This window comes from uncultured Shewanella sp., assembly GCF_947501665.1.
Taxonomy (GTDB): domain Bacteria; phylum Pseudomonadota; class Gammaproteobacteria; order Enterobacterales; family Shewanellaceae; genus Shewanella.
The window spans coordinates 152,091-172,926 of sequence record NZ_CANMWS010000007.1 but is presented as its reverse complement, the minus strand read 5'-3'; the positions used below and the strand labels follow the sequence as shown (position 1 = coordinate 172,926).

17 protein-coding genes are annotated in these 20,836 nt (G+C 40.8%); 9 read left to right on the top strand and 8 right to left on the bottom strand.

The genetic code is table 11. From position 1 onward, the window contains the following. Nucleotides 1-20: 20 nt before the first annotated feature. The 3 genes from Q0976_RS07145 to Q0976_RS07135 form a co-directional block, all read right to left on the bottom strand. Complete coding sequence (locus Q0976_RS07145) at nt 21-1,358, bottom strand: hypothetical protein (RefSeq protein ID WP_299492452.1); 1,338 nt, start codon at nt 1,356-1,358, stop codon at nt 21-23. Next, the gene (gene def, locus Q0976_RS07140; RefSeq protein ID WP_299492450.1) at nt 1,355-1,867 is read right to left on the bottom strand and encodes a peptide deformylase; all 513 of its coding nucleotides are present in this window, start codon (nt 1,865-1,867) and stop codon (nt 1,355-1,357) included. The genes Q0976_RS07145 and def overlap by 4 nt, the downstream gene beginning before the upstream one ends. A gap of 114 nt (nt 1,868-1,981) precedes the next feature. After that, nucleotides 1,982-2,194 (bottom strand): SlyX family protein, encoded by a 213-nt coding sequence (locus Q0976_RS07135; RefSeq protein WP_299492448.1) that lies wholly within the window; start codon nt 2,192-2,194, stop codon nt 1,982-1,984. Nucleotides 2,195-2,949: 755 nt separating this feature from the next. Between Q0976_RS07135 and fkpA the strand changes: the two genes are divergently transcribed. The 4 genes from fkpA (at nt 2,950) to Q0976_RS07115 (ending at nt 6,490) form a co-directional block, all read left to right on the top strand. Then, nucleotides 2,950-3,777 carry an FKBP-type peptidyl-prolyl cis-trans isomerase gene (fkpA, locus tag Q0976_RS07130; RefSeq protein WP_299492446.1) on the top strand — a complete coding sequence of 276 codons (828 nt, stop codon included), beginning with the start codon at nt 2,950-2,952 and terminating at the stop codon, nt 3,775-3,777. A gap of 367 nt (nt 3,778-4,144) precedes the next feature. Beyond that, a complete protein-coding gene (locus Q0976_RS07125; RefSeq protein ID WP_299492444.1) occupies nt 4,145-4,519 on the top strand; it encodes a YacL family protein in 375 nt (124 codons plus the stop codon). A 367-nt stretch (nt 4,520-4,886) separates the two neighbouring features. Then, nucleotides 4,887-5,225, top strand: a complete 339-nt coding sequence (locus tag Q0976_RS07120; RefSeq protein WP_299492442.1) for a P-II family nitrogen regulator — start codon at nt 4,887-4,889, stop codon at nt 5,223-5,225. A gap of 14 nt (nt 5,226-5,239) precedes the next feature. Then, nucleotides 5,240-6,490, top strand: a complete 1,251-nt coding sequence (locus Q0976_RS07115) for an ammonium transporter (protein WP_299492440.1) — start codon at nt 5,240-5,242, stop codon at nt 6,488-6,490. 62 nt (nt 6,491-6,552) lie between these two features. Here the strand turns inward: Q0976_RS07115 and Q0976_RS07110 are convergent, their stop codons facing one another. The 5 genes from Q0976_RS07110 to Q0976_RS07090 all read right to left on the bottom strand — a co-directional run bounded on the left by Q0976_RS07110 (nt 6,553) and on the right by Q0976_RS07090 (nt 14,041). Beyond that, complete coding sequence (locus tag Q0976_RS07110; protein WP_299492438.1) at nt 6,553-7,863, bottom strand: DUF4785 domain-containing protein; 1,311 nt, start codon at nt 7,861-7,863, stop codon at nt 6,553-6,555. 10 nt (nt 7,864-7,873) lie between these two features. Beyond that, nucleotides 7,874-8,731 carry a hypothetical protein gene (locus Q0976_RS07105; protein ID WP_299492436.1) on the bottom strand — a complete coding sequence of 286 codons (858 nt, stop codon included), beginning with the start codon at nt 8,729-8,731 and terminating at the stop codon, nt 7,874-7,876. A gap of 627 nt (nt 8,732-9,358) precedes the next feature. After that, on the bottom strand, nt 9,359-10,705 hold the full coding sequence (locus Q0976_RS07100; protein WP_299492434.1) for a cytochrome c: 1,347 nt from the start codon (nt 10,703-10,705) through the stop codon (nt 9,359-9,361). Nucleotides 10,706-10,712: 7 nt separating this feature from the next. Next, complete coding sequence (locus Q0976_RS07095; RefSeq protein WP_299492432.1) at nt 10,713-11,246, bottom strand: 2Fe-2S iron-sulfur cluster-binding protein; 534 nt, start codon at nt 11,244-11,246, stop codon at nt 10,713-10,715. Further along, nucleotides 11,243-14,041 (bottom strand): molybdopterin cofactor-binding domain-containing protein, encoded by a 2,799-nt coding sequence (locus Q0976_RS07090; protein WP_299492430.1) that lies wholly within the window; start codon nt 14,039-14,041, stop codon nt 11,243-11,245. Before Q0976_RS07090 ends, Q0976_RS07095 begins: the two co-directional genes overlap by 4 nt. A 568-nt stretch (nt 14,042-14,609) precedes the next feature. Here Q0976_RS07090 and Q0976_RS07085 point away from each other — a divergent pair. The 5 genes from Q0976_RS07085 (at nt 14,610) to Q0976_RS07065 (ending at nt 20,834) form a co-directional block, all read left to right on the top strand. Continuing rightward, complete coding sequence (locus tag Q0976_RS07085; protein ID WP_299492428.1) at nt 14,610-15,872, top strand: HlyD family efflux transporter periplasmic adaptor subunit; 1,263 nt, start codon at nt 14,610-14,612, stop codon at nt 15,870-15,872. A 159-nt stretch (nt 15,873-16,031) separates the two neighbouring features. Further along, nucleotides 16,032-16,754 (top strand): ABC transporter ATP-binding protein, encoded by a 723-nt coding sequence (locus Q0976_RS07080; protein ID WP_299492426.1) that lies wholly within the window; start codon nt 16,032-16,034, stop codon nt 16,752-16,754. Nucleotides 16,755-16,779: 25 nt separating this feature from the next. Next, nucleotides 16,780-18,081, top strand: a complete 1,302-nt coding sequence (locus tag Q0976_RS07075) for an ABC transporter permease (protein WP_299492424.1) — start codon at nt 16,780-16,782, stop codon at nt 18,079-18,081. Between the two features lie 11 nt (nt 18,082-18,092). Then, a complete protein-coding gene (locus Q0976_RS07070) occupies nt 18,093-19,304 on the top strand; it encodes an FtsX-like permease family protein (protein ID WP_299492422.1) in 1,212 nt (403 codons plus the stop codon). A gap of 60 nt (nt 19,305-19,364) precedes the next feature. Next, nucleotides 19,365-20,834 (top strand): sigma-54 dependent transcriptional regulator, encoded by a 1,470-nt coding sequence (locus Q0976_RS07065; RefSeq protein WP_299492420.1) that lies wholly within the window; start codon nt 19,365-19,367, stop codon nt 20,832-20,834. Nucleotides 20,835-20,836 lie beyond the last annotated feature (2 nt).

Sequence of the window (20,836 nt, the reverse complement as noted above, 5' to 3'; positions counted from 1 at the left end):
GAATTCCATACAAGTGGTTGCTAAATAATGGTTGAATAAAAACGAGTATAATTACCTGTATCTATAACCCAAATCAAGGTTGTTCTATTGGATTCTATATTAATCTTTGTTGTGGAACTATTATCCAATTGAATATCGTATTGACCGGGGTTGAGGTATTTTCGCGCAATTTGAGCTTGTTGAGGCAAAGTCAACCAACTGCGTCTATCTGCCTGTTCTGATACAAGGTTGAAAATTTGAAGCACGACAGAGCCCCAATCATTGGCATTTCTAGCAAGTGAATATTTAGCATAGACTCTCGCGACTTGCCGAGCAAGGGCAGCAGGTAAATCTTCCTTTAAGGCTGTAATGGCCAATGCACCAATATTAGCAATAGGCGCAGCTTGTAATAAGGGGCCGATACCTTGAATATTTGTGGAGGGTATTTGTGGCTCTCTGGATGGATAAGTGGCTAATGAAATACTTTGCCATTTGTCATTAATGGGAAAAGGCACGGTGAAACTTTGTTTGGCGGGAACAAAACCTCGCTCAATTAAAAAGATCACTTGACCTTGGCCTGTTTTGGGGAAAATAGCGTGTCCCCAACGACGTTTAAATTCATTGTACTGTGGCATGCCCAATTGTTTGGCTAAGCGCACTAAATCTTGATGTACATAAGGGTTGTTGGGGGAAATTTGCGCTGCTTTTCGATAGTCGATAAAGGCATCATTAGGTTCGCCAAGCACTTCATGCAATACGCCAGTGGTATAGTAGCTGTATGCATTTAAGAAAGCACTCGTTGTGCTACCTGCAGCTTGGCTGAGCTTGCTCATCTCTGCATTGACTGTCCCGTTAGCCATTGCTTGTACAGATTTATTTGATTCTTCGTATTTGGCTTGCTCAGTACTTTGTAATTCATTACTACGTCTAACTTCGACGAGCGCGCCTTCAAAATCATCACTAAAAATATAATTCAGTGCTTGATATTGGTGTAATAAAATTCTTTCATAACCTGGACCACGATAGGGGATCACATTGTCGTTGACAATTAAACTACTGGCCGTCGCGCCTGTTTCAGTTAAGCTGACAGTGGCTTTATTATCAAAGGCGATATAATCGCTGACAGCTTGTTGATAGAAGGCTTTACTGGCATCAAAATCACCGCCTATTTGAGCAACTCGTCCTGCTTCTTGTGCATATAATAAGCCGTCATTACCAGATATTTTAGATGTTAAAAGACTCAATCCCTTAAGAGGCGTATTGGTATTGAGATCGGCTTTAACGGGAGCGAGTTGTGAAGGGTAACTAATAAACACACTGTTGATGGCGCACCCAGATAATGTGAGTAATAACAGTAAGGGGGTGAACTTTGCTTTCATGGATCCACCTTAGGTGAATTGGCTACGCCAGTTAAGCTATTTTGCATTCGGGCTCTTTGATCAATCGTGATCCCTTGTAGGTGATCATATTCATGTTGAAAAATACGTGCAATGAAACCCACTAATCGCTCTTCAATCCACTGGCCTTTTAGTGATTGATATCGCACATCCACCCATTGGTGCCGTAAAATGGAATAGCGCTGATTTTTTATGGATAAACAGCCTTCTTCACCTGCCTCCATAATATCTGATGTGGCCAGTATAAAGGGGTTAATGACTACGGTAGGCGAGATAAGAGGCGCATCAGGGTAACGTTCATTCGGATGAGAGGCCATAATAAAGAGCGCTATGCTTTCATGAATTTGTGGCGCGGCCAATCCAACGCCTTTGGCTGCTTTAAGTGTGTCTAGCATTGTTGTGGCCAATGTATGAATATGAGCATCAATATTAGCGATATTGTTGGCTTTTTGGGTAAGGACCGTTTCTCCAACTTGTGCGATAGACAACATAAATGTAAGTGACTCCATGTTAAGCGTTGAGGACTACCAATAAGGGTAAATTGACTTAATATAAGTATATCTAACCCCGTTGATATTGCAGAATGCTACCAGTTTCAGTATTAATCAATAATGAGGTGGGGGTGTTTCATCAGCTTGGCTGGCGATATTGCTTGGCTCAATAGTTTGAATTTTGGTCACTAAGAGTCTGAGTTGTTCTTGCTGGGTGGCAAGGATCTCATTTAATTTGATGACTTGTTGGTTTAACTCTTCAATTGTAATGTCTTGAAAAGATTGTTTCATTTCAAGCTCTTCAATGCGTTGTAGCATTTTGTCCATATTCGCCTCTAAAAGGTAATGCTGAGCCTAACAATCATTGAAAGGCTGCTTAAATCAATTTATATAAAGCAGGATCCGTTTAAACGGGTTTTATTTTTTATTATAGACTTCTTCATTAAGGAAGAGGAGCCTTAGAAGGCTAGGCTGCACAGTCTACGCTATGGTTGAAAAATATTCAGTTAGAGCGTAATTTAACTACGAGAGAACAACAGCAGTTAGGAACATCATCTGTGAGGCATAGCCAATAATATAAATAGGGGGAATTATACTCTTTTTTGACTACTTTTAGGAAAAATAGTTCGGTAAATTATTGACCTGCTAAGGTTGAAAACATTTTTGTCGTTTTATTTATGTTAACTTATGTTAGCCGATATTGATTTTTTGATGCCTGTGTTGATTGTTTGAGCATGGAATGCTTAAAAATAAAGTAAAAATGAGCCGAGTTTAAGGTGTATTGAACTTCTAAAAGGTTGCCATGTCTCAAAGAAACATCAGTGCTATTAAGGTTATTGTCATCTATACGATGGCATAATCAAGGAAGGTCATTACTATTTATGCTGTTGTAATGGAGTAATGAATGTATACGAAATCAGATTATTATATCATTTTTAATGGTAATGGGATGATTTTTTGACCGTAAAAATGCATTTATTTAATCTAATTGGTATAACGTATTTAACTAGTATAAGCTGTTATACCTAACTGTAAGAATCGAGTTTATTATCATCAATTATAGATGCTGAGGAAGCTTTTCAATGAAATCTATTTATAAATTTTCGCTAGTTGCGTTAGCAGTTGTTGGTTTAAGTGCTTGTAATCAAGAAAAAGCAGCGGAGTCGGCAGCAACCACTGCGGCGCCTGTTCAACTTACCACAGAAGCACAAAAGGAAGCCTATAGCGTTGGCGCATCTATCGGTACTTACATGGTTGGTCATATCAAGGAACAAGAAGAGCTTGGTATTCCAGCAGATAAAGAGCTAATCATTACCGGTTTTAAAGATGGACTTAATGGTAATCTTCAACTATCTGAAGAAGATATGCAAAAAATCCTTCAAGGTCTATATGAGAAGTTAGATCAGAAACGCCAAGAGCAAGCAGCTGAAATTGCTGAGAAAAATGAAAAGGCCAGTGAAGCATTTTTAGCAGAAAATAAAGCGAAAAAAGGCGTTGTTACGACAGCATCTGGCTTACAATACGAAGTGTTAAAAGAAGGTACAGGTAAGAAGCCTACAGCTGAAGACACTGTTACCGTTAATTATGTTGGCACGTTAACGGATGGCACTGAGTTTGATAGTTCCATTGCTCGTGGTAAGCCAGCAACGTTTGCGTTAAACCGTGTTATTCCAGGTTGGACTGAAGGTCTACAGTTGATGCCTGTTGGTTCTAAATATAAGTTTGTTATTCCTGCTGACTTAGCTTATGGTGATCGTGATATGGGCAGTATCCCTGCAAATTCAACATTGGTTTTTGAAGTTGAATTATTGTCAATTGATACGCCAGCTGCTGATGCTAAAGAAGCACCAAAAGAAGCACCAAAAGAAGCACCAAAAGAAGCTCCTAAAGCTGATGCTGCTAAGAAGTAAGCAGATTGGGGAATAAAGAGATATAAAATTTGATTTTTATATCATCTTTTATTGATAAAAAGCCATTTACAAAGTAAATGGCTTTTTTGATCGTTTTGTCAATACTATCGATATAGAATAACGATTAGCTTCAAGTCCTCTCGACCGCCATGGCCGTTCGTTCACATCCATATGAACACGGCATTTGTTCATCTGTAAACATCAGATGGTGGGAATGTCTATTAAAGCAGGCGCAATTAACGACCTTGTTTATCGTATTTTGATTCCCCGCTGAATGACCATCAATTTAATCAAATTGGTATAAGCAAGAATATCGGATATGAGTTAAAATCAAAGTTGAAACTGATTTTTGATTTGAGTTTGCTTTATGGAATATGAATTTTTACGTAATAGTATGACTGGCACCTTTTTAGCGCGCTTTAGTATGGAGCATGCCATTATGGGTTTGTGGTTTTCTGAAGAACTGGCGGATGATATGGCGCTCTATGTTGAAATAGGACAAACCGTTGCCCAGTTACAAGCCAATCAAATTACCAATAAAGTGTTTGTGGGTAAAAGCCTATCGGTTGAATTAGACAATGAGCAGGTGCGTGTTTTTGCAAATGAAATAGATATGGAGCAAGACATAGATCATGATATTGGTCTTTCTTTATATGATAGTGAATCAGAAGCATTTTGTGGATTAGAAGATTTCAATGAAGTTCTGCTTAGTTGGCGCCGCTTTATCGATGAAAAACATTAGTTAATCTGAACTCGGGATTATGAGTGTCTGGTTTAATCCCGATTATATTAAAAATCAATAAATTGATTTTTTGTTTTTATTTATGTCATTTTTTTCCAAAAGCAGCTTTCGCTGCTTTTCTTTTTGACTCCTTCTTTTATGTTGCTCGAATTGTGTGCGACTCATTTTTTTATGCACTAAAAAAGTGCAATCAGGATTAACTTTTTGTCAACGGCTTGGTCTACTTTATTGAAATATATCACTTTTTATAGTTGGCCTAATGCTTGAAAGCTGAGATGCCTAGGTAATCGATTACGCCTCTCTTTGTGGATGTTTCGATATCATTCTGTCAATAAAGCATCGAAAAAGCGTGACTAGGAGGCTAGTGATGAAATTAGTGAGTGCCATTATTAAACCGTTTAAATTAGATGAGGTAAGAGAAGCGTTAGGGGAGTTAGGAATAGAAGGTGTTACCGTTACTGAAGTTAAAGGGTTTGGCCGTCAAAAAGGCCATACGGAGCTTTATCGTGGAGCCGAATATAGAGTCGATTTTTTACCTAAAGTGAGACTTGATATTGCCACTCGAGCTGACAATGTTGAACTTGTTATTGAAGCAATCATTTGTGCGGCAAAAACGGGAAAAATTGGGGATGGAAAAATATTTGTATCAGATCTAGAGCAAATCATTCGAATTCGAACGGGTGAAACCGATAACGAAGCGCTTTAAGTTAGGAGTAAAAGATGGAAGAAATAAAAACCCTAAGCCTGACGGTGGCAGAATTACGATTCGCATTAGATACCTTTTATTTTTTAATATCTGGAGTCTTAGTCATGTGGATGGCTGCGGGCTTTGCCATGCTAGAAGCGGGCTTAGTGCGCTCTAAAAATACTACAGAAATTTTAACTAAGAATGTCTGTTTATATGCGCTTGCTTGTATCATGTTTTTACTGGTTGGCTATAACATTATGTATGATAATAATCTATCTGGGGGCTGGGTACCGTCAATAGCCATGTTTATTGGTGAGCAAGCGAATAACGCCACACATGCCTTGAGCAGTGATTTCTTTTTCCAAGTGGTCTTTGTGGCAACGGCAATGTCCATTGTCTCTGGAGCCGTGGCCGAGCGAATGAAGCTTTGGGCTTTTTTATTGTTTACTGTTGTGATGACAGGCTTTATTTATCCCGTTGAAGGTTACTGGTCTTGGGGAGGAGGATTTTTAGCGCAAGCGGGATTTGTTGATTTTGCTGGCAGTGGCATCGTACATCTTGCTGGGGCCGCTGCGGCGCTTTCAGGGGTATTATTGTTAGGGGCACGCAAAGGTAAATATGATGCTAAAGGGAAAGTTAATCCTATTCCTGGGTCCAATTTACCCATGGCAACGTTAGGTATGTTCATTTTGTGGATGGGCTGGTTTGGTTTTAATGGTGGTTCGCAGTTGATGATTTCAGATAATGCGAATGCAGCAGCAGTGGCAAAAATATTTGTTAATACTAATTCTGCAGCGGCGTTTGGTGCCATTTCGGCTATGTTGGTGTGTAAATTAGTCTGGCACAAAGTGGATTTAACCATGATATTAAATGGTGCCTTGGCAGGATTGGTAGCGATAACAGCTGATCCTTTTTCGCCTTCACTGATGATGGCTGGGCTCATTGGTGGGCTCGCCGGCTTTATTGTTATCTTTGCGATTCTTGGATTGGATCGCTGTCAAATTGATGATCCTGTCGGAGCGATTTCTGTGCACGGTGCTGGTGGCTTACTTGGCTTGCTCTTAGTCCCCCTATTTAACAATGGAGCCAGTTTAATTGGACAGCTATATGGTGCGAGTATTATTTTTGCTTGGGTGTTTATTGTCAGTGGGATCACTTGGTTTATTTTAAAGAAAACGATAGGCATTCGAGTGACCGAAGAGCAAGAATACGATGGTTTAGATGTGTCAGATTGTGGTGTATCTGCTTATCCTGAGTTTGTTGCCATGACAAATTCTCGATAAGTCTAAAATGCCTCAAGGGGAGTCAGACTTTCCTTGAGGCAGATTTCTGCATGGCTTAAGCCTTATTTAAAGGTTAAGGCCTGAGCTTGATAGCTTAATCTTGCCATTTGGCTTTGATCTTTTAATTCTAATTCAGATAGCGTAAAAGGGGCTGTTAGGCCAGAAGACTGGACAAGTGCATTATCCAACATGAGTTTAAGTTGTGAGCTATCAGGTGTTAGCCAACTCGCTGCCTGTGTGGTGAAAATAGCTTCAGTTTTTCCTTGTTTGTTGGTGCCTAGCAGTACCGCACTGACTTCATAGCGTCCTTCATTTGCCACATCAAGATTGAGTAAAAGAGAGTGTAACTGCTTATTTTTACGTACTATGGTAATTTCATTCGTAATTTTTGCTGAATTAACATAGGCCTTAAAGGCTGTTTTGACACTCCTGATCACAGGTAAACCATCAACTTGAGTCTCAAGGTTGACTAAGATTTCACTTAATCCTCTATTATGGTGAGATAAAGCGAGGTTGTCAGGTAGGTGAGCTTGCCAATGATCTTGATGTAAGCTGATGTTAAGTGGTGTTTGTAGGCCTTGGTTATTTTGTAAAAAGACTTTAGGAGTAAGCTGTTTATTACTTTGGCTTAAGGTTAAGTTAAAGTCGATGGTTTTTGTCTTTTGGTTTATGGCAATCGGTGCGCTTAATGTTAGCTGGAAAGGAGAGCCTTTTTCTTTTACATTGATGAGATAACGGCCTTCACTGGGGAGCTGTTTGGTCACTTGTAACTGATATTCCCCCGGTTTAGCATCATTGGATAAGGTTAAAGCACTGGAGTTATCATTAAGGCCCGCTGTGGCTAATGCATCGGCATCCACTTTTGACTGGATTAAAGCAATGGGCCTTTGAGTCAATGCTTGTTTTATTGCCGCCTGATTTTTTGGTGTGATAATAATATCATGGGGCGAAATTGTATCTGAGATATTGAGGCTTTTGAGTGTGTCGTGTCTTGGGGCAATGCGAATAATGCTGTTGGTTTGACTGACGCTAAAACTTATTCCTTTATTTAATTGCGATCCTGTAACGACTTTCCAATATTGATCGCTTTGGCTGGTTTGTGTTATTGCGGGGGCCGGACGCTCTTTATTTGTGGCTTTAGAGACATAGCTAATATATTGGCGATGAGTATTGATGGCTGGATGTTCGGCTGTGTTAAGTGATTGAGAATAAATATCCCCCGTTTTCGGAGACGATAATGTCAATGTTTGGCTAGTGAGTTGATCACCTTTTTTGTGACTGAGTTGACTATCTGTCCCATAAACGAATGATGAAAGCGTTAATGGACAGCTTAATATAAATAAAGTGTGAGCAAATTTAATGATTGATGGCATAGTCGCTTTCCTAAATATGTTGGCGTAGTAAAGTGTCTAAGTTAAAGCAGCTACGGCGGCTTTGCTGGTGGCTTAATGGCTCGCGGTCTTGGGTTTTATTGATATCGATAAACCACACCGTGCCCGCTGCATGCTGAGATTGACAATCTAAAAAGCCATCAGAGCAATCATCAAGCCAGTTTTGGGTCGTTTCCAATGCGACTTGACTGGCATAACCCCCACAGTAGCTGTCATTGTCCCAGACAGCAGAACTCACATCTGATCCTACGACAGCTTCAAAAGGTTTTAAGGTTGCTGGGCGGTTGATTGTTCCATAGAGCCAAGTTTCATTATAAAAGTCCATCCAGCTCACTTGCTGCTGTTTAACCGCGTCACTTTTATAACCCAGTAACCAACCGACGGCTTGTTCAAAAACATTACCTGCAATAGCAGCGTCAGCAAGAGGGGTTCCGCCACTTGAAGGGGCTAATGCAATCACATTACTGGTGGTATCTATGATACTGGCGTAGCTGGGATCCCAAGTGGGATTGGATAGAATCCAACGGACGATATTACCGCCATTAGAATGTGTGATCATGATCAAGTCATCAATATTATTATTTGTGATAAAGTCATTGAGTTGTCTGGCTAAACAGCCTGCAGCGGTGTCGTCCCACATGTATTGGTCAAAGTCACAATTAATGACAGTGTATTGATTAGGGTTATTGAGGCCTTGTCGAACGGAGTCGATAAATTCGGTCGTCCAATAATCATCTAGTGCGTTGGTTTGTTTACCTGTTCCATGAACAAAAGCAAGGCCTTTTTCGGCGTAGCTTACAGAGCAGAGAGCAATTAGACTGAGCAGTAACAGAGTATTGAATATCTTCATTGGTGTGTCTCATGTTATTTGGATTTCAATGGGATGTTCAAGCCATAAATTAAGCGCCGTCATGTCAATTTAATTGCTGACAAGGCGTAAGCACTGGTGTGTTAAAAAGCGGCCACTTTTTTACACTCAGTTCAAGAGTATGATTGCTTATCCTTGATATTGAATATGCTAGGTACATAATTTAGGACAACGTAAAATGAGCAGTATGCTGAAGTACAGTGAAAATCCATTTTCTTGTATTTCATTGCTGAAGACGTTATTTATCCTCAATCATTTCTTGCGTGTTTGGGGATAGTCTTCAGGCATAACCTATCTATAACATTTAAAACACGCAAGTTTTGTCTGCGGTACCTTAGTACTAGTTAGCTAATTTAGGATGGGTTAATTTATAACTGGTGTTTTAAACAGTTTTTTTAAGTGGTAATTATTTTTAAAATAGATTGGGTTACTTGAATTCTATTAGGCAGTACTAATTTAAATATAGATAAAAATAAGATAACGGTTATTCATTGTTTCTTCATTTATCATCAATATAAAAATACAGCGTATTTTAAAAGTACGCTGTATTTTATGTGGATTGAGCATGAGTGTTCTGATTGCATTCAATCAGAACACTCACATAAGGGATTAATGACTTGTTGTCGCTTGGGTATGCCCATTAGCATTTTGAGATAAATAACCCTCTTTTTCGAGTTGCTTACGGATTGCTTTGACCATAGCCGCATCAACATTAGAGTCGGTTTGGCTTCCCCAAGTTACCCTAGCAAAATTCACTAATTGTGCGATTTCTGCATCAGTGACTTGCTTGTCAAAATTAGACATAGCAACCGATCCTTTAGTCAAACTTTGTTGCTTGCTTGGAAGGCCGCGTAATATCACCGCAACAGCGTTATAAGGAGAATCAGCACTAAATGTGCTGTTGTTACTTAAAGCCACAACAGCATTAGGTTTACCTAGCCCATCGATGCCATGACAACCAGCGCAATAATTGACATAGGTTTCAAAACCGGGCAATGATTTTTCATCGTCATTAAGGTAACGAGGTGCATTCATTGCAACGAAAGTGCTGTTTATCGATTGAGGTGTTTTGACTTCATCAAGATCTAATAAATAAGCAGAGATGGCGTTGAAGTCATCTTGTGTCATATGGCTAAGGCTGTGATTGACGACCATAAACATACTGTCAAAAGTGATCCCAAGTTTAGACTCGCCGTGCTTAAGAAATTGATTGAGCTCTTCAACTGTCCAGCCTTGCCTTTTTAATTCACCTGAGGTGATATTCATTGCATTCCAGCCTTCTAGAATGGCACCTTCTAATGCTTTTTCAGGTTCCATTGCAAAAGCGAAGTTTCTCGGAGTATGGCATTCACCACAGTGGCCGGCTGCCTCAACAAAATATTTTCCTTGATTCCATTGCACACTTTTATTTGGGTTAGGGCTAAAATCGCTATCATCAAAGAAGAGTTGGTTCCATCCTCCTAAGCCAAATCGAATATTAGCGGGGAAAATAAGGTCGTTGTTAATATTGGGAGTGGCAACAGGCTTGACGGATTGAAAATAGACCCACAGTGCATCCATATCCGCATCGTTTAACTTACGGTAGGAAGTATAAGGCATAGCGGGATATAAATTACCCACATTTTTTGAGTAACCGTATTTGACCGCGCGATAAAAATCTTCACGATTATATCCTCCAATGCCATAGGTGGGATCGGGGGTGATATTGGTTGAATAAATGTCACCAAATGGTGAGGCAAAGTGAACGCCTCCCGCAAAAGATGCGCCATTAGGTGTAGTATGGCAAGCAACACAGTCACTTTCAATCGCCACTTGGCGACCGCGCTCTATGAGTCCGTCACTCTTCACTAGTGCTTTGGCTGAGGGGGCCACCACGGCATTTTCACCGCTACCTAAGTAAACAAAGCTCAGCGCAAAAATGCCAGCGATGAAGCCAATCATTATGATATTTTTCATGGTGATCCTATTGAATAAGTTCTGGCTGAGACAGAATTAAATTTTCCATGGCTTCGTAATATTTTACATACCCTGTACAGCGACAAACGTGTTCGCCTAAATTATTTTCAAGTGATGCTCTCAATTCTGTTTTTGCAATAGGCTTTTGCTTGAGGGATTCATAAAAACCGACGGCTTCATTGACAAAACCTGAGGTACACCAGCCGCATTGAAATGAGAAGTTTTCAATAAAGGCTTGTTGTACAGGATGCAATATCACTTCTTCTGTTTTAACATCAATACTGGCATGACCTTCAACAGTGACTAAGTTCATACCATTAAATGCGCCGACACCATTGATACAAGTTCTATGGGTGATTTGTTCCGTTTTGGTTTGTTCTAAAATCACACAGGCGTGGCATACACCAGCACCACAACCAAATTTAGTACCTGTGAGGTTTAAATACTCATGTAAAAATTGGATCATCATGGTATTTTGCGGCACTTTAATGGGGCCCACTTGCTTGCCGTTAAGGATAAATTCTACTGTGATGGTATTCATGCGTTAATTCTCGCTTTGATCTGTTGTGCTGTAATAGGGGTGTGCTCAAAGCGTTCACCTATTGCATTAAAAAGGGCATCTTGAACGGCTGAAATAACGGGAAGCATAACCACTTCCGCAATCCCTTTTGGTCTTGCAGCACGATCGGTAGAAGGTAAGGTTTCAGATGTCATATTCCACACAGGAAGATCTGACACCATAGGGACATGATAACGGTTGAGGTTCCATGTTCCGTTGCCCGCACCTTCTTCAAATGGGGGTAAATACTCATGCAATACATGACCAACACCCATAGCGAGGCCACCTTGAATTTGCCCATCTACTATGGGTTGAGAAATCACAGGCCCCGCATCTAGTACGCTGTGAGAACGAAGAATATCCACTTTTCCAGTATATTTATCGACAGCAAGTTCAATTAAACAATCGCAAGGAGCATAGTAAGTTACCATGGCATTATTAAATTTTGTGCTTGGATAATTGACCCAGTTACGTTTAATTAAGTGATAGCCGGCGCTGTCCATTTTTTGTTTCTTGGTGTTATTTGCTCCATTACCATATCGAACAGCCATGGCATCTAAAGAGTGAACTTGTGTATCACCTTCAACGGTAAACTCAGCTTCAGTCCAAGACCAACGGTTAACCGTATGAGCGACACAGCCTGTGATAAAGCCAAGTTCGTGAGCCGTTTTGGCCAGTAATTTAAAATCTAAGGCGGGTTTGCCTGCTAAAGTAAATTGACCTTCATGCCAGTTTGCAGCAGATAAATCACTGTCTTTAGCCAGCGACCATAAAATGCGAGCTGCAGGCAAAATACCGTATTGATAGACAACGCGGCATGCCCCTTTGGTGGCTTCCGTTTGGAAGGTGGCTGAATCAGAGGCGCTACTGGCCATGAGTTTAACCGGTGTCCAAAGAGGATCTTTGGACATTTTATCCTGCTTTTCTTGGCTAATGATATACGGATTGTCCGTTTCATACAGTTGCAGTGCTTTCCATGTTTCAGTGACGGCGATATGCACTTCATCTGCGGCTGAGCCAAAGAACTCATGGGTTAATAACCCTTGGCTAGTTTGTGCGCCTGAGCCCATTTCCATGTACTCAATCTCCAGTAAAATATCACCATCAGGAGAGATATTAACTGCTGCATTGGGGCCGACGTTACCTGTACCATAGTTTTTTGCAAGCAAAGAGTAACCCACACCAAAATGCTTATTGGGATGTTTGGCTTCAAAGGCTTTTTTATTGGCAACTCTTTGCTGCCAAATAGGATGTTGCTCTGCCTTATCTAAAATCTCACGGTAGCGTATTTCCCCGTCAATTTCGGCGCCTTGGGTGTTTAAATCAGCGGTTTTTAGCAAGTTCCTACGACGTAATTCAAAGGGATCAACTTGAAGTTCCGCTGCAGCTTGACCGATCATTAAATCAATAACGGGCATACATTGTGTCGAGCCGTAACCTCGCATGGAGCCTGATGTGACATTGCGAGAGTAATGTGCAGTGGCTTGCAGATCGCTTTGCGGAATATAAAAGACGCCTTGCATAGCAGACATACCTGCCGAGGCAACACTGGCCGAGAAATTTTCACGACCACCACCGTCTACATCAGATTTAGAGCTCAACGCTTCAATTTTAAGTGTTTCTTTATTGATGGCTAATCGATTTTCAATTTTAAACGGGTGGCGTTTTAAGCCCGATTGAAATTGCTGGTAACGATCATTTGCAATGCGAATAGGATTGCCATCAGTAAATAAGCTAGCTGCTAAGGCATAAAAAGGAAAGATAGAATGATCTTTCGCGCCAAAGGCACCCCCTACAAAGCCAGAATAGAGTTTGACATTCTCGACTTCTTTACCGGGTTTTGAGGCTTTAAGCATATGCACTGCCATTTCGGTGAAATCGGTGGGATCTTGACAGGTAACAGTACCATGTAGAGTGGCATTTTCAGCATCAAACCAGATATTAGCGGCTTCAGGCTCTAGCATCATAGGCTCGATGATTTGAGTTTGAAATTGTTTCTCAACCACATGAAATTGATCATCAGACATACTTTGATTGATACGATCGGCATAAAACATGCCTCTTTCTCCTAAATCACCACTGACATTACGGTTCGATGGCCATTTAGGTTGTCTGAGTTGGTAAGCGGGAAAGAATAATCCGTCTTGAAAAGGGGAAAAAATATCTTTTCCTTCGGTACGATTTTCAGCGACGCGTACTACGCGCCATGCGGCATAAGGGTTCCGTTCATAAGTGGGGACGGTTGCACCATATTTGATAACGTTTGGATTGAAATCGAGACGTGATTTCGCAGCATTGAAATCATCAAAACGATCAAACAGTAAAATGGCAACGGGATGACCCAGAAAGTGTGCTACTTTGCCTTTTTCAAGTAACATATCTTCACCATGAAATTGAGGTAATTCAATATCATGTTTAGCTAAGTCTTCAGCAAGAATGATTTTGGTTGGTTGTTTTTCTAAAAAGGATAAGTCAATACTTTCGAAAAGTTGATCCGCTTTGGTCGCACATACAATATAGCCATGCCATTGGTTATTTGGCCAGTCATTAAAATCTTGTGCTCTGAAATCACGAGCAAACACTTTCTGTCCCGTGACTTTTTGTACCGCATCAACTCTATATTTTGCTTCACCATTGCTCGCCCAATTTTTATTGGGTTTATAAAGGTATTCTTGTTCTCGAGTCATGGCGCTTGCAAGGGGTGCAAAATAAACACTCACACCAGCAATCACGACGGTTTTTATAAATTCCCGACGCGTCTGTTTAAATTCTTTCATCTAACCGCCTAATACAGATAAAATAAATTGAAGATCAGCACCTTAATTTTGACACTTTGGTACTGTATCTCGTTTGAAATTAGAATTATTTACACGAAAACCGACTAAAATAGCTTAATAACAAACAAGTTTCAAACAATTAGATCAAATTTATACAAGATAAAAACAATATAAAATTCATGGTTATTAGTTAGTTAGTCGATGGTATGTTAATTAGTTATTGATTAATAAGTAAATAATGATTTAAATAGCATTAATCTAGTTTATTTCATCACTATGTCTATTCCGCATTTATCACTTGCTTTTTATCTACATTCACAGAGTCCATTTTTTATTAACAATGAACGGACACTTATTTGTCTTACCGGACAGATTAGGAAATGGTATCGGACACTTCTTTGCGCTGTCCGCCGGACACTTTTATTTGTGGTTTTTATTAAGTTTATGTTTTTTTAATAATAAATGAGTGTTGGCATGCTTCTCGCTTTATTTAATGTAAAACACTGACCGCTTAAATGAATGTAGTAAAGGAAAGCGATATGAGTAATGGATATTGAGAGGCGTGAATATGATTAAAGACACCAGTGGGCAGGATAAGGCGCATACTCCCCGTAAAAACAGAAAAGTTATCAGGCCAATATTGATGATAGGGGGAACAATATTGATGATTGGACTGGTATGGATGAGCCTCTCTTCACCTCAAGCACGCTTTTCTATCGATGCTGAAAAACTGAGATTAGCGACCTTAGAAAAAGGCACATTAATTCGTGATGTGAGTACGACAGGGACGATAGTGGCGGCGAATGCGCCAATATTATATAGCACCGAAATGGGAAATGTGACATTGATGCTCAATCCTGGCGATCGGGTTAAAAAAGGCGAGGTGATTGCGAAAGTTGAAAGCCATGGGTTAATGAGTCGGTTAAAACAACAAAACTCAGTATTAGAAGGCATGAAAAGTGCGTTAGAGCGCGCCAAATTGGATGCACGGCGTCAGCAATTAGCCAGTGAGCAGATCCTTGATTTAGCCAGAGTCGATTTAGCGGCAGCAAAGCGAGAAAGTCGGCGTGGGGATCTGTTAATTAAGACACATTTAATTAGCGAAATTGATTTTGAAGCAGGTAAAGATACGTTACAAAAAGCGATATTACAATTTGCCCATTCAGAAAAAGAAGTGGCGTTGATGAAAGATACATTGAGTTTTGAAATAAAAGACAAGGGAGCAGACCTTCAACGTCAACACCTTATCGTCACTGAATTAAAGCGGCAAGTTAAGGCCCTTGAAGTTACTGCCCCTGTTACGGGGATAATTGGAAATTGGCTCGTGGATCAAAAAGCGCGAGTGACTCAAGGTCAAGCATTATTAACAGTGGTAGATTTAAGTCAGTTTGAGGCGGAGCTGGCGGTGCCTGAAACTTATGCCGATGAATTAGGTTTAGGCATGGATGTTGAGCTTAATTTTGGTGCAGTTACCGTTGCCGGTACCTTATCATCTATTTCTCCAGAGGTGATTAATCGTGAAGTGACCGCCAGAGTCCGTTTTACTCAAGATGACAGTTTACACTTAAGGCAAAATCAGCGCTTATCAGCGCGAGTGTTACTTGAGAATAAGCCCGATGTACTGATGGTGAAACAAGGCGCATTTGTGCGCAGTGGTGGGGGGAAAAATGCTTATGCGGTACAAGAGAATATCGCTAAGCCTATTGAGATCTCGTTAGGGGCTCGCAGCATGAGTCATGTTGAAGTACTGAGCGGTGGACGTGCAGGAGATGTTTGGGTGATCTCCAATCTTGATCCTTTTAAAAATGCCGACGAAGTACAACTTCGTTAGTGATTAACATAATAAAAATAAAAGTTCTTTGTTCATTTCTCATTATTGGAGCTGTCTTTTCAACTTGAAGTGAGCTTGTTTGAGCCCCCTGAGATGATGAAGTGCTTTATTGATGGAACACAACTGGTCTAGCGCCACGAATAAATAAGGAAGAGAAAAATGTTATTAATGAAAAATATCAGTAAGGTTTTTAAAACCGATCTCGTGGAAACTCATGCGTTGCGAGATTTTAATCTAGAAGTGAATGAAGGTGAGTTTGTTGCGGTGACAGGCCCTTCTGGCTCAGGAAAAACCACGTTTTTAAATATTGCTGGGTTATTGGAAGGCTTTACCCATGGGGATTATTTTCTTGATGGCGTCAATATCTCTAATGTCAGTGATAATAGAAGTTCCGCGATCCGCAATGAAAAAATAGGTTTTATTTTTCAAGGTTTTAATTTGATTTCTGATTTGAATCTAGCTGAAAATGTAGAAGTTCCCTTAAGGTATCGTGGTTTTAATGCCAAAGAGCGGCATCGCCGTATGACGCAAGCACTGGAGCAAGTTGGGCTAGCTGCACGCATGAAACATTTACCGTCACAGTTATCGGGGGGGCAGCAGCAAAGAGTGGCGATTGCCAGAGCGTTAGCGGGGGAGCCGAGATTCTTATTGGCCGATGAGCCAACAGGGAACTTAGACAGTTTAATGGCAAGGCAAGTGATGGAGTTACTTGAAAACATTAATCAATCAGGCACGACCATTATTATGGTGACCCATGATGGTGATTTAGCTAGGCGTGCTCAGCGAAATATTCAGATAGTCGATGGTCAAGTGTGTGACTTTAGCATGGATCAATCCCAAGCATTCAATGCTAAAGCAGAAGAACATTCACTGGCTATCTAGCGTGTTATGAAAAGGAAGGATAAACATGTTTTTTTATTATATGGACTTAGGTTGGCGCAGTATCAAGCGAACGCCTTACTTATCGTTGTTGATGGTGCTTGCTATTTCAATTGGGATTGGTATTACCATCACCACTTTTAATGTGTATCAACAGATGAATACCAACCCTGCAGGGGAGCGTTCCAGTCAACTTTTTGCTGTGCAGTTAATGAGTCAAGGGAGGGATACTTGGCCTGATATTAATGAACAAATTACCTATCAAGATGCGATTAACTTACGAAAAAGTACAGTACCGACGAGACAAATCGTGATGTTTAAAACGGGTGCGGCATTGCAAACCAAAGATCCTGATTTTCAACCAATGTTAGAAAAAATCAGAGCGACAGACAGTGATTTTTTTGAATTATTTTCAGTGCCATTTATTTTTGGGGCCCCCTGGAATGAAGAGGTTGATATCAACCCCGCCTATCAAGTTGTGATTAGCCAGACATTAAACCAACGTTTATTTAAAGGTGAAAACAGTGTGGGCCGTGAGCTGTTTCTAAACCAACACCTATATCAAGTCGTGGGCGTGATAGCGGATTGGCATCCAAGTCCAAAGTATTACGATTTAAATAATGGCCCTTTTAGTGAACCAGAACTTATATATGTGCCTTTTTCTTTGGCACCCATTGAACAGTTAGAGTCCTGGGGAAATAATCAAAGTTGGAGTACCGAAGATATTCGAAATTACCAAGAAGGCTTGCTGTCTGAAACACATTGGTTGCAATACTGGGTAGAACTTGAAACTGAGCAGCAAGTTCAAGATTATCAAGTGTGGCTGCAGACTTATGTGAAGCAGCAACAGCGCATAGGTCGTTTTGAACATGAGGAGGCGAGAGGCGAGATTTCAAATGTTCAAACTTGGCTCAATGTTAATAAAGTCGTGCCTGAAGATAATAAAATTCTGGTGGGATTGAGTTTGCTGTTTCTCGTGGTATGTCTCGTCAACATGTTAGGACTACTATTAGCTAAATTTTTAAAACGTGCACCTGAAGTGGGAGTACGCCGTGCCATTGGCGCAAGTCGATTGCAAATCTTTGCCCAATACATGATCGAGGTTGCCATGATTGGCGCTGCGGGTGGAATACTGGGATTATTTTGGGCTTGGGCGGCATTATCTTTACTCACGTCACATTTTAAATTAGGCGAAGCGTTAACTCAGTTGGACGTTAGTATGTGGATTTTTGCGCCCACTGTTGCCATCGGTTCTGCTTTGCTGGCTGGCATGTATCCTGCCTGGCGAGTTTGTCGTACTCAACCGAGCATTTATTTAAAGAGCCAATAAAAGGATGTTACATGTTACATATTAGACCCATTTTCAGTACCTTAATGCGTAATAAAACGGCTCCCGTACTGCTGTTATTACAGATTATGCTGTCGGTTGCCATAGTGGCGAATGCCAGTTTTATTATTATTGAGCGTTTAAGCTTAATGAAGCGTGATTCTGGCGTGTCAGAAGCGCAAGTGTTTACATTTAACCTTTATGCTTTTGATAGTAATATTGATTTAGATAAACAGAGGCAGCGTGATTTAGCAGCAATTAGGCGTTTGCCAGAGGTGATTGATGCAAGCGTGATTAACATGTCGCCTTTAGGTGGTGGTGGCTCTTCATCAACGTTTACCGTGGGGGAGAGTCTAGAGACATCAAAATCAGCCCCTGAGGCACCGACTTTTTATGGTGATGAACACTTAGTAAATACCTTAGGTATTCATTTAATCGAGGGAAGAAACTTTTATCCTGATGAAATAGTGAGTCAAGGTGGCGAGTCACCAACATTAGTGTTAGTGACTCAGGCATTTGCTCAAAAAACATGGGGTGAGGGTTCGCCTTTAGGTCAAACTATTTATATGGGAGAGTGGGGTGATTACCCGACTAAAGTGATCGGTGTGATTGACACGTTACAAGGGGCTTGGGTAGATAGGGAGATGAATGATAATAGCCTTATTTTTAATGTACCAATGAGTGGCGCTTTTTATAAGTATGTGGTGCGCAGTGAGCCTGAAAATATTGCCGCATTAACAGCGCGTATTCCGGCATTGCTGCATCAAGATGAGCCTAATCGAGTGATCAGAGGTTTTAAGACGATTGCGGATTATAGGAAGGGAGCCTATCGTGCTCATGAGTTAATGGCCACCGTGCTGGGGATGATGGTGATATTACTCTTACTCATCACCTCTTTGGGTTTAGCGGGCATGGTGATGTTTAATATTGGCCGCCGTACCAAACAAATTGGTACTCGCCGTGCCCTTGGCGCCACGAAAGGTGATATTATTCGTTTCTTTCTCATTGAAAATTATATTATTTGTATTATAGGCGGTAGCCTTGGAGCTGTATTGGCGCTACAACTTGGGCAACAATTAATGCAGCTGTATAGCTTACCTATGCTTGCACCGCTTTATCCTTTGCTCACGTTTTTAGGCTTAATGATGTTAACGACAATTGCAGTGATCATTCCAGCGCAAAAAGCGGCGATGATTTCACCTGCGACGGCAACACGAAGTGTGTAGAGTAAAGCGTTAAACGCTATTGCATTGAGAGATAAAGTTGAGTTTTAAGGGGCTGTGGCCATGAGTGTATTAGATAATCCGGTATCGTCAGTGATACAAGCAGAAGAGCTGATTTTAATTATTGATGATAATCAGGCAATTTGTGATGCTTTGTCTTTGATGTTACAGCTACAAGGGTATTCAACCTTAACGTGTTTATCACCACAGGCGGCATTGGAGTTGGTGGATAAGCATGATATCGCTTTAGTATTACAAGATATGAACTTTACTCAAGATACGACCTCAGGTGAGGAAGGCAAAGCATTGTTTTATGCCTTACGCAAAAAACAGCCGTCTTTGCCGATTATCATACTCACTGCTTGGACTCAACTGGAGTTAGCCGTTGAATTAGTCAAGCTTGGTGCTGCCGATTACATGGGTAAGCCTTGGGATGATAATAAGTTGCTAACGAGTATCAATAATCTCATTGTTTTGCAGCATATATCAAAAGAAAAATGCCAGCTTGAGCGGGTTAATCAGCAGCGTATGCAAGGAATAGAATCGGCTAATTTATGTGGGTTAGTCTTTGCCAGTGGGGTGATGCAGCGTTGCGTAGATTTGGCTTTGCAAGTGGCTAAATCAGATGTGTCAGTGCTGATCACAGGCCCGAACGGTGCCGGTAAAGATAAATTGGCCGATATTATTCATGCGAATTCGTTACTTGCGAATAAACCGTTTATCAAAGTCAATGTGGGCGCGTTACCTGTTGATTTATTAGAGGCTGAATTATTTGGCGCAGAAGTGGGGGCATTTACGGGGGCTACAAAAGCACGAATAGGCCGATTTGAGGCCGCTGATGGCGGCAGTCTATTTTTAGATGAAATCGGTAATCTACCCTTATCTGGGCAAATTAAACTGTTGCGAGTATTACAAACCGGTGAATTTGAACGTTTGGGGAGTCATGTTACCCGTAAAGTGAACGTACGGGTTGTTAGTGCGACCAACACGGATCTCAATGCGGCAATAACAGCGGGTGATTTTAGGGAAGATTTATTTTATCGTTTAAATGTCATTGAACTGGCACTAGCGCCTTTAAATCAGCGTCAAGATGATATTTTACCCTTAGTGAAGCATTTTATTGGTACCGAGTTTCAGTTGGATAAACAAGCTAAGCATAGTCTTTATCATCATCCGTGGCCCGGTAATGTCAGAGAGCTTGAAAATACCTGCAAGCGGGCCGTTATTTTGGCGCAGAGTCGAATATTGTCGGCTAATGATTTTGGCGTTAATACCCATGACACTGTTGAGTGTGGAGGAACAATGAATAAAGCATTTTTATCGTCACCAATAACGCATCAAGCTTCCCAACCCTTCAGGCAAGGTAAAGATAATGGATCCGTTTTTAGTGCTGCACTTCCCGTTGTGAGTAAAGCGAGTATCGAAAAGGCGTTAATGGATCATAATGGTGTGATAGCCAGAGTGGCAAAATCGTTAGGTTTGAGTCGTCAATCTTTATATCGGCGCATGGACAAATATGGCATCGAAAAGTAAGT

Coding starts and splice junctions, on each gene's coding strand:
- Q0976_RS07145 (WP_299492452.1), bottom strand. CDS start 1,358: ATGAAAGCAAAGTTCACCCCCTTACTGTTATTACTCACATTATCTGGG.
- def (WP_299492450.1), bottom strand. CDS start 1,867: ATGTTGTCTATCGCACAAGTTGGAGAAACGGTCCTTACCCAAAAAGCC.
- Q0976_RS07135 (WP_299492448.1), bottom strand. CDS start 2,194: ATGGACAAAATGCTACAACGCATTGAAGAGCTTGAAATGAAACAATCT.
- fkpA (WP_299492446.1), top strand. CDS start 2,950: ATGAAATCTATTTATAAATTTTCGCTAGTTGCGTTAGCAGTTGTTGGT.
- Q0976_RS07125 (WP_299492444.1), top strand. CDS start 4,145: ATGGAATATGAATTTTTACGTAATAGTATGACTGGCACCTTTTTAGCG.
- Q0976_RS07120 (WP_299492442.1), top strand. CDS start 4,887: ATGAAATTAGTGAGTGCCATTATTAAACCGTTTAAATTAGATGAGGTA.
- Q0976_RS07115 (WP_299492440.1), top strand. CDS start 5,240: ATGGAAGAAATAAAAACCCTAAGCCTGACGGTGGCAGAATTACGATTC.
- Q0976_RS07110 (WP_299492438.1), bottom strand. CDS start 7,863: ATGCCATCAATCATTAAATTTGCTCACACTTTATTTATATTAAGCTGT.
- Q0976_RS07105 (WP_299492436.1), bottom strand. CDS start 8,731: ATGAAGATATTCAATACTCTGTTACTGCTCAGTCTAATTGCTCTCTGC.
- Q0976_RS07100 (WP_299492434.1), bottom strand. CDS start 10,705: ATGAAAAATATCATAATGATTGGCTTCATCGCTGGCATTTTTGCGCTG.
- Q0976_RS07095 (WP_299492432.1), bottom strand. CDS start 11,246: ATGAATACCATCACAGTAGAATTTATCCTTAACGGCAAGCAAGTGGGC.
- Q0976_RS07090 (WP_299492430.1), bottom strand. CDS start 14,041: ATGAAAGAATTTAAACAGACGCGTCGGGAATTTATAAAAACCGTCGTG.
- Q0976_RS07085 (WP_299492428.1), top strand. CDS start 14,610: ATGATTAAAGACACCAGTGGGCAGGATAAGGCGCATACTCCCCGTAAA.
- Q0976_RS07080 (WP_299492426.1), top strand. CDS start 16,032: ATGTTATTAATGAAAAATATCAGTAAGGTTTTTAAAACCGATCTCGTG.
- Q0976_RS07075 (WP_299492424.1), top strand. CDS start 16,780: ATGTTTTTTTATTATATGGACTTAGGTTGGCGCAGTATCAAGCGAACG.
- Q0976_RS07070 (WP_299492422.1), top strand. CDS start 18,093: ATGTTACATATTAGACCCATTTTCAGTACCTTAATGCGTAATAAAACG.
- Q0976_RS07065 (WP_299492420.1), top strand. CDS start 19,365: ATGAGTGTATTAGATAATCCGGTATCGTCAGTGATACAAGCAGAAGAG.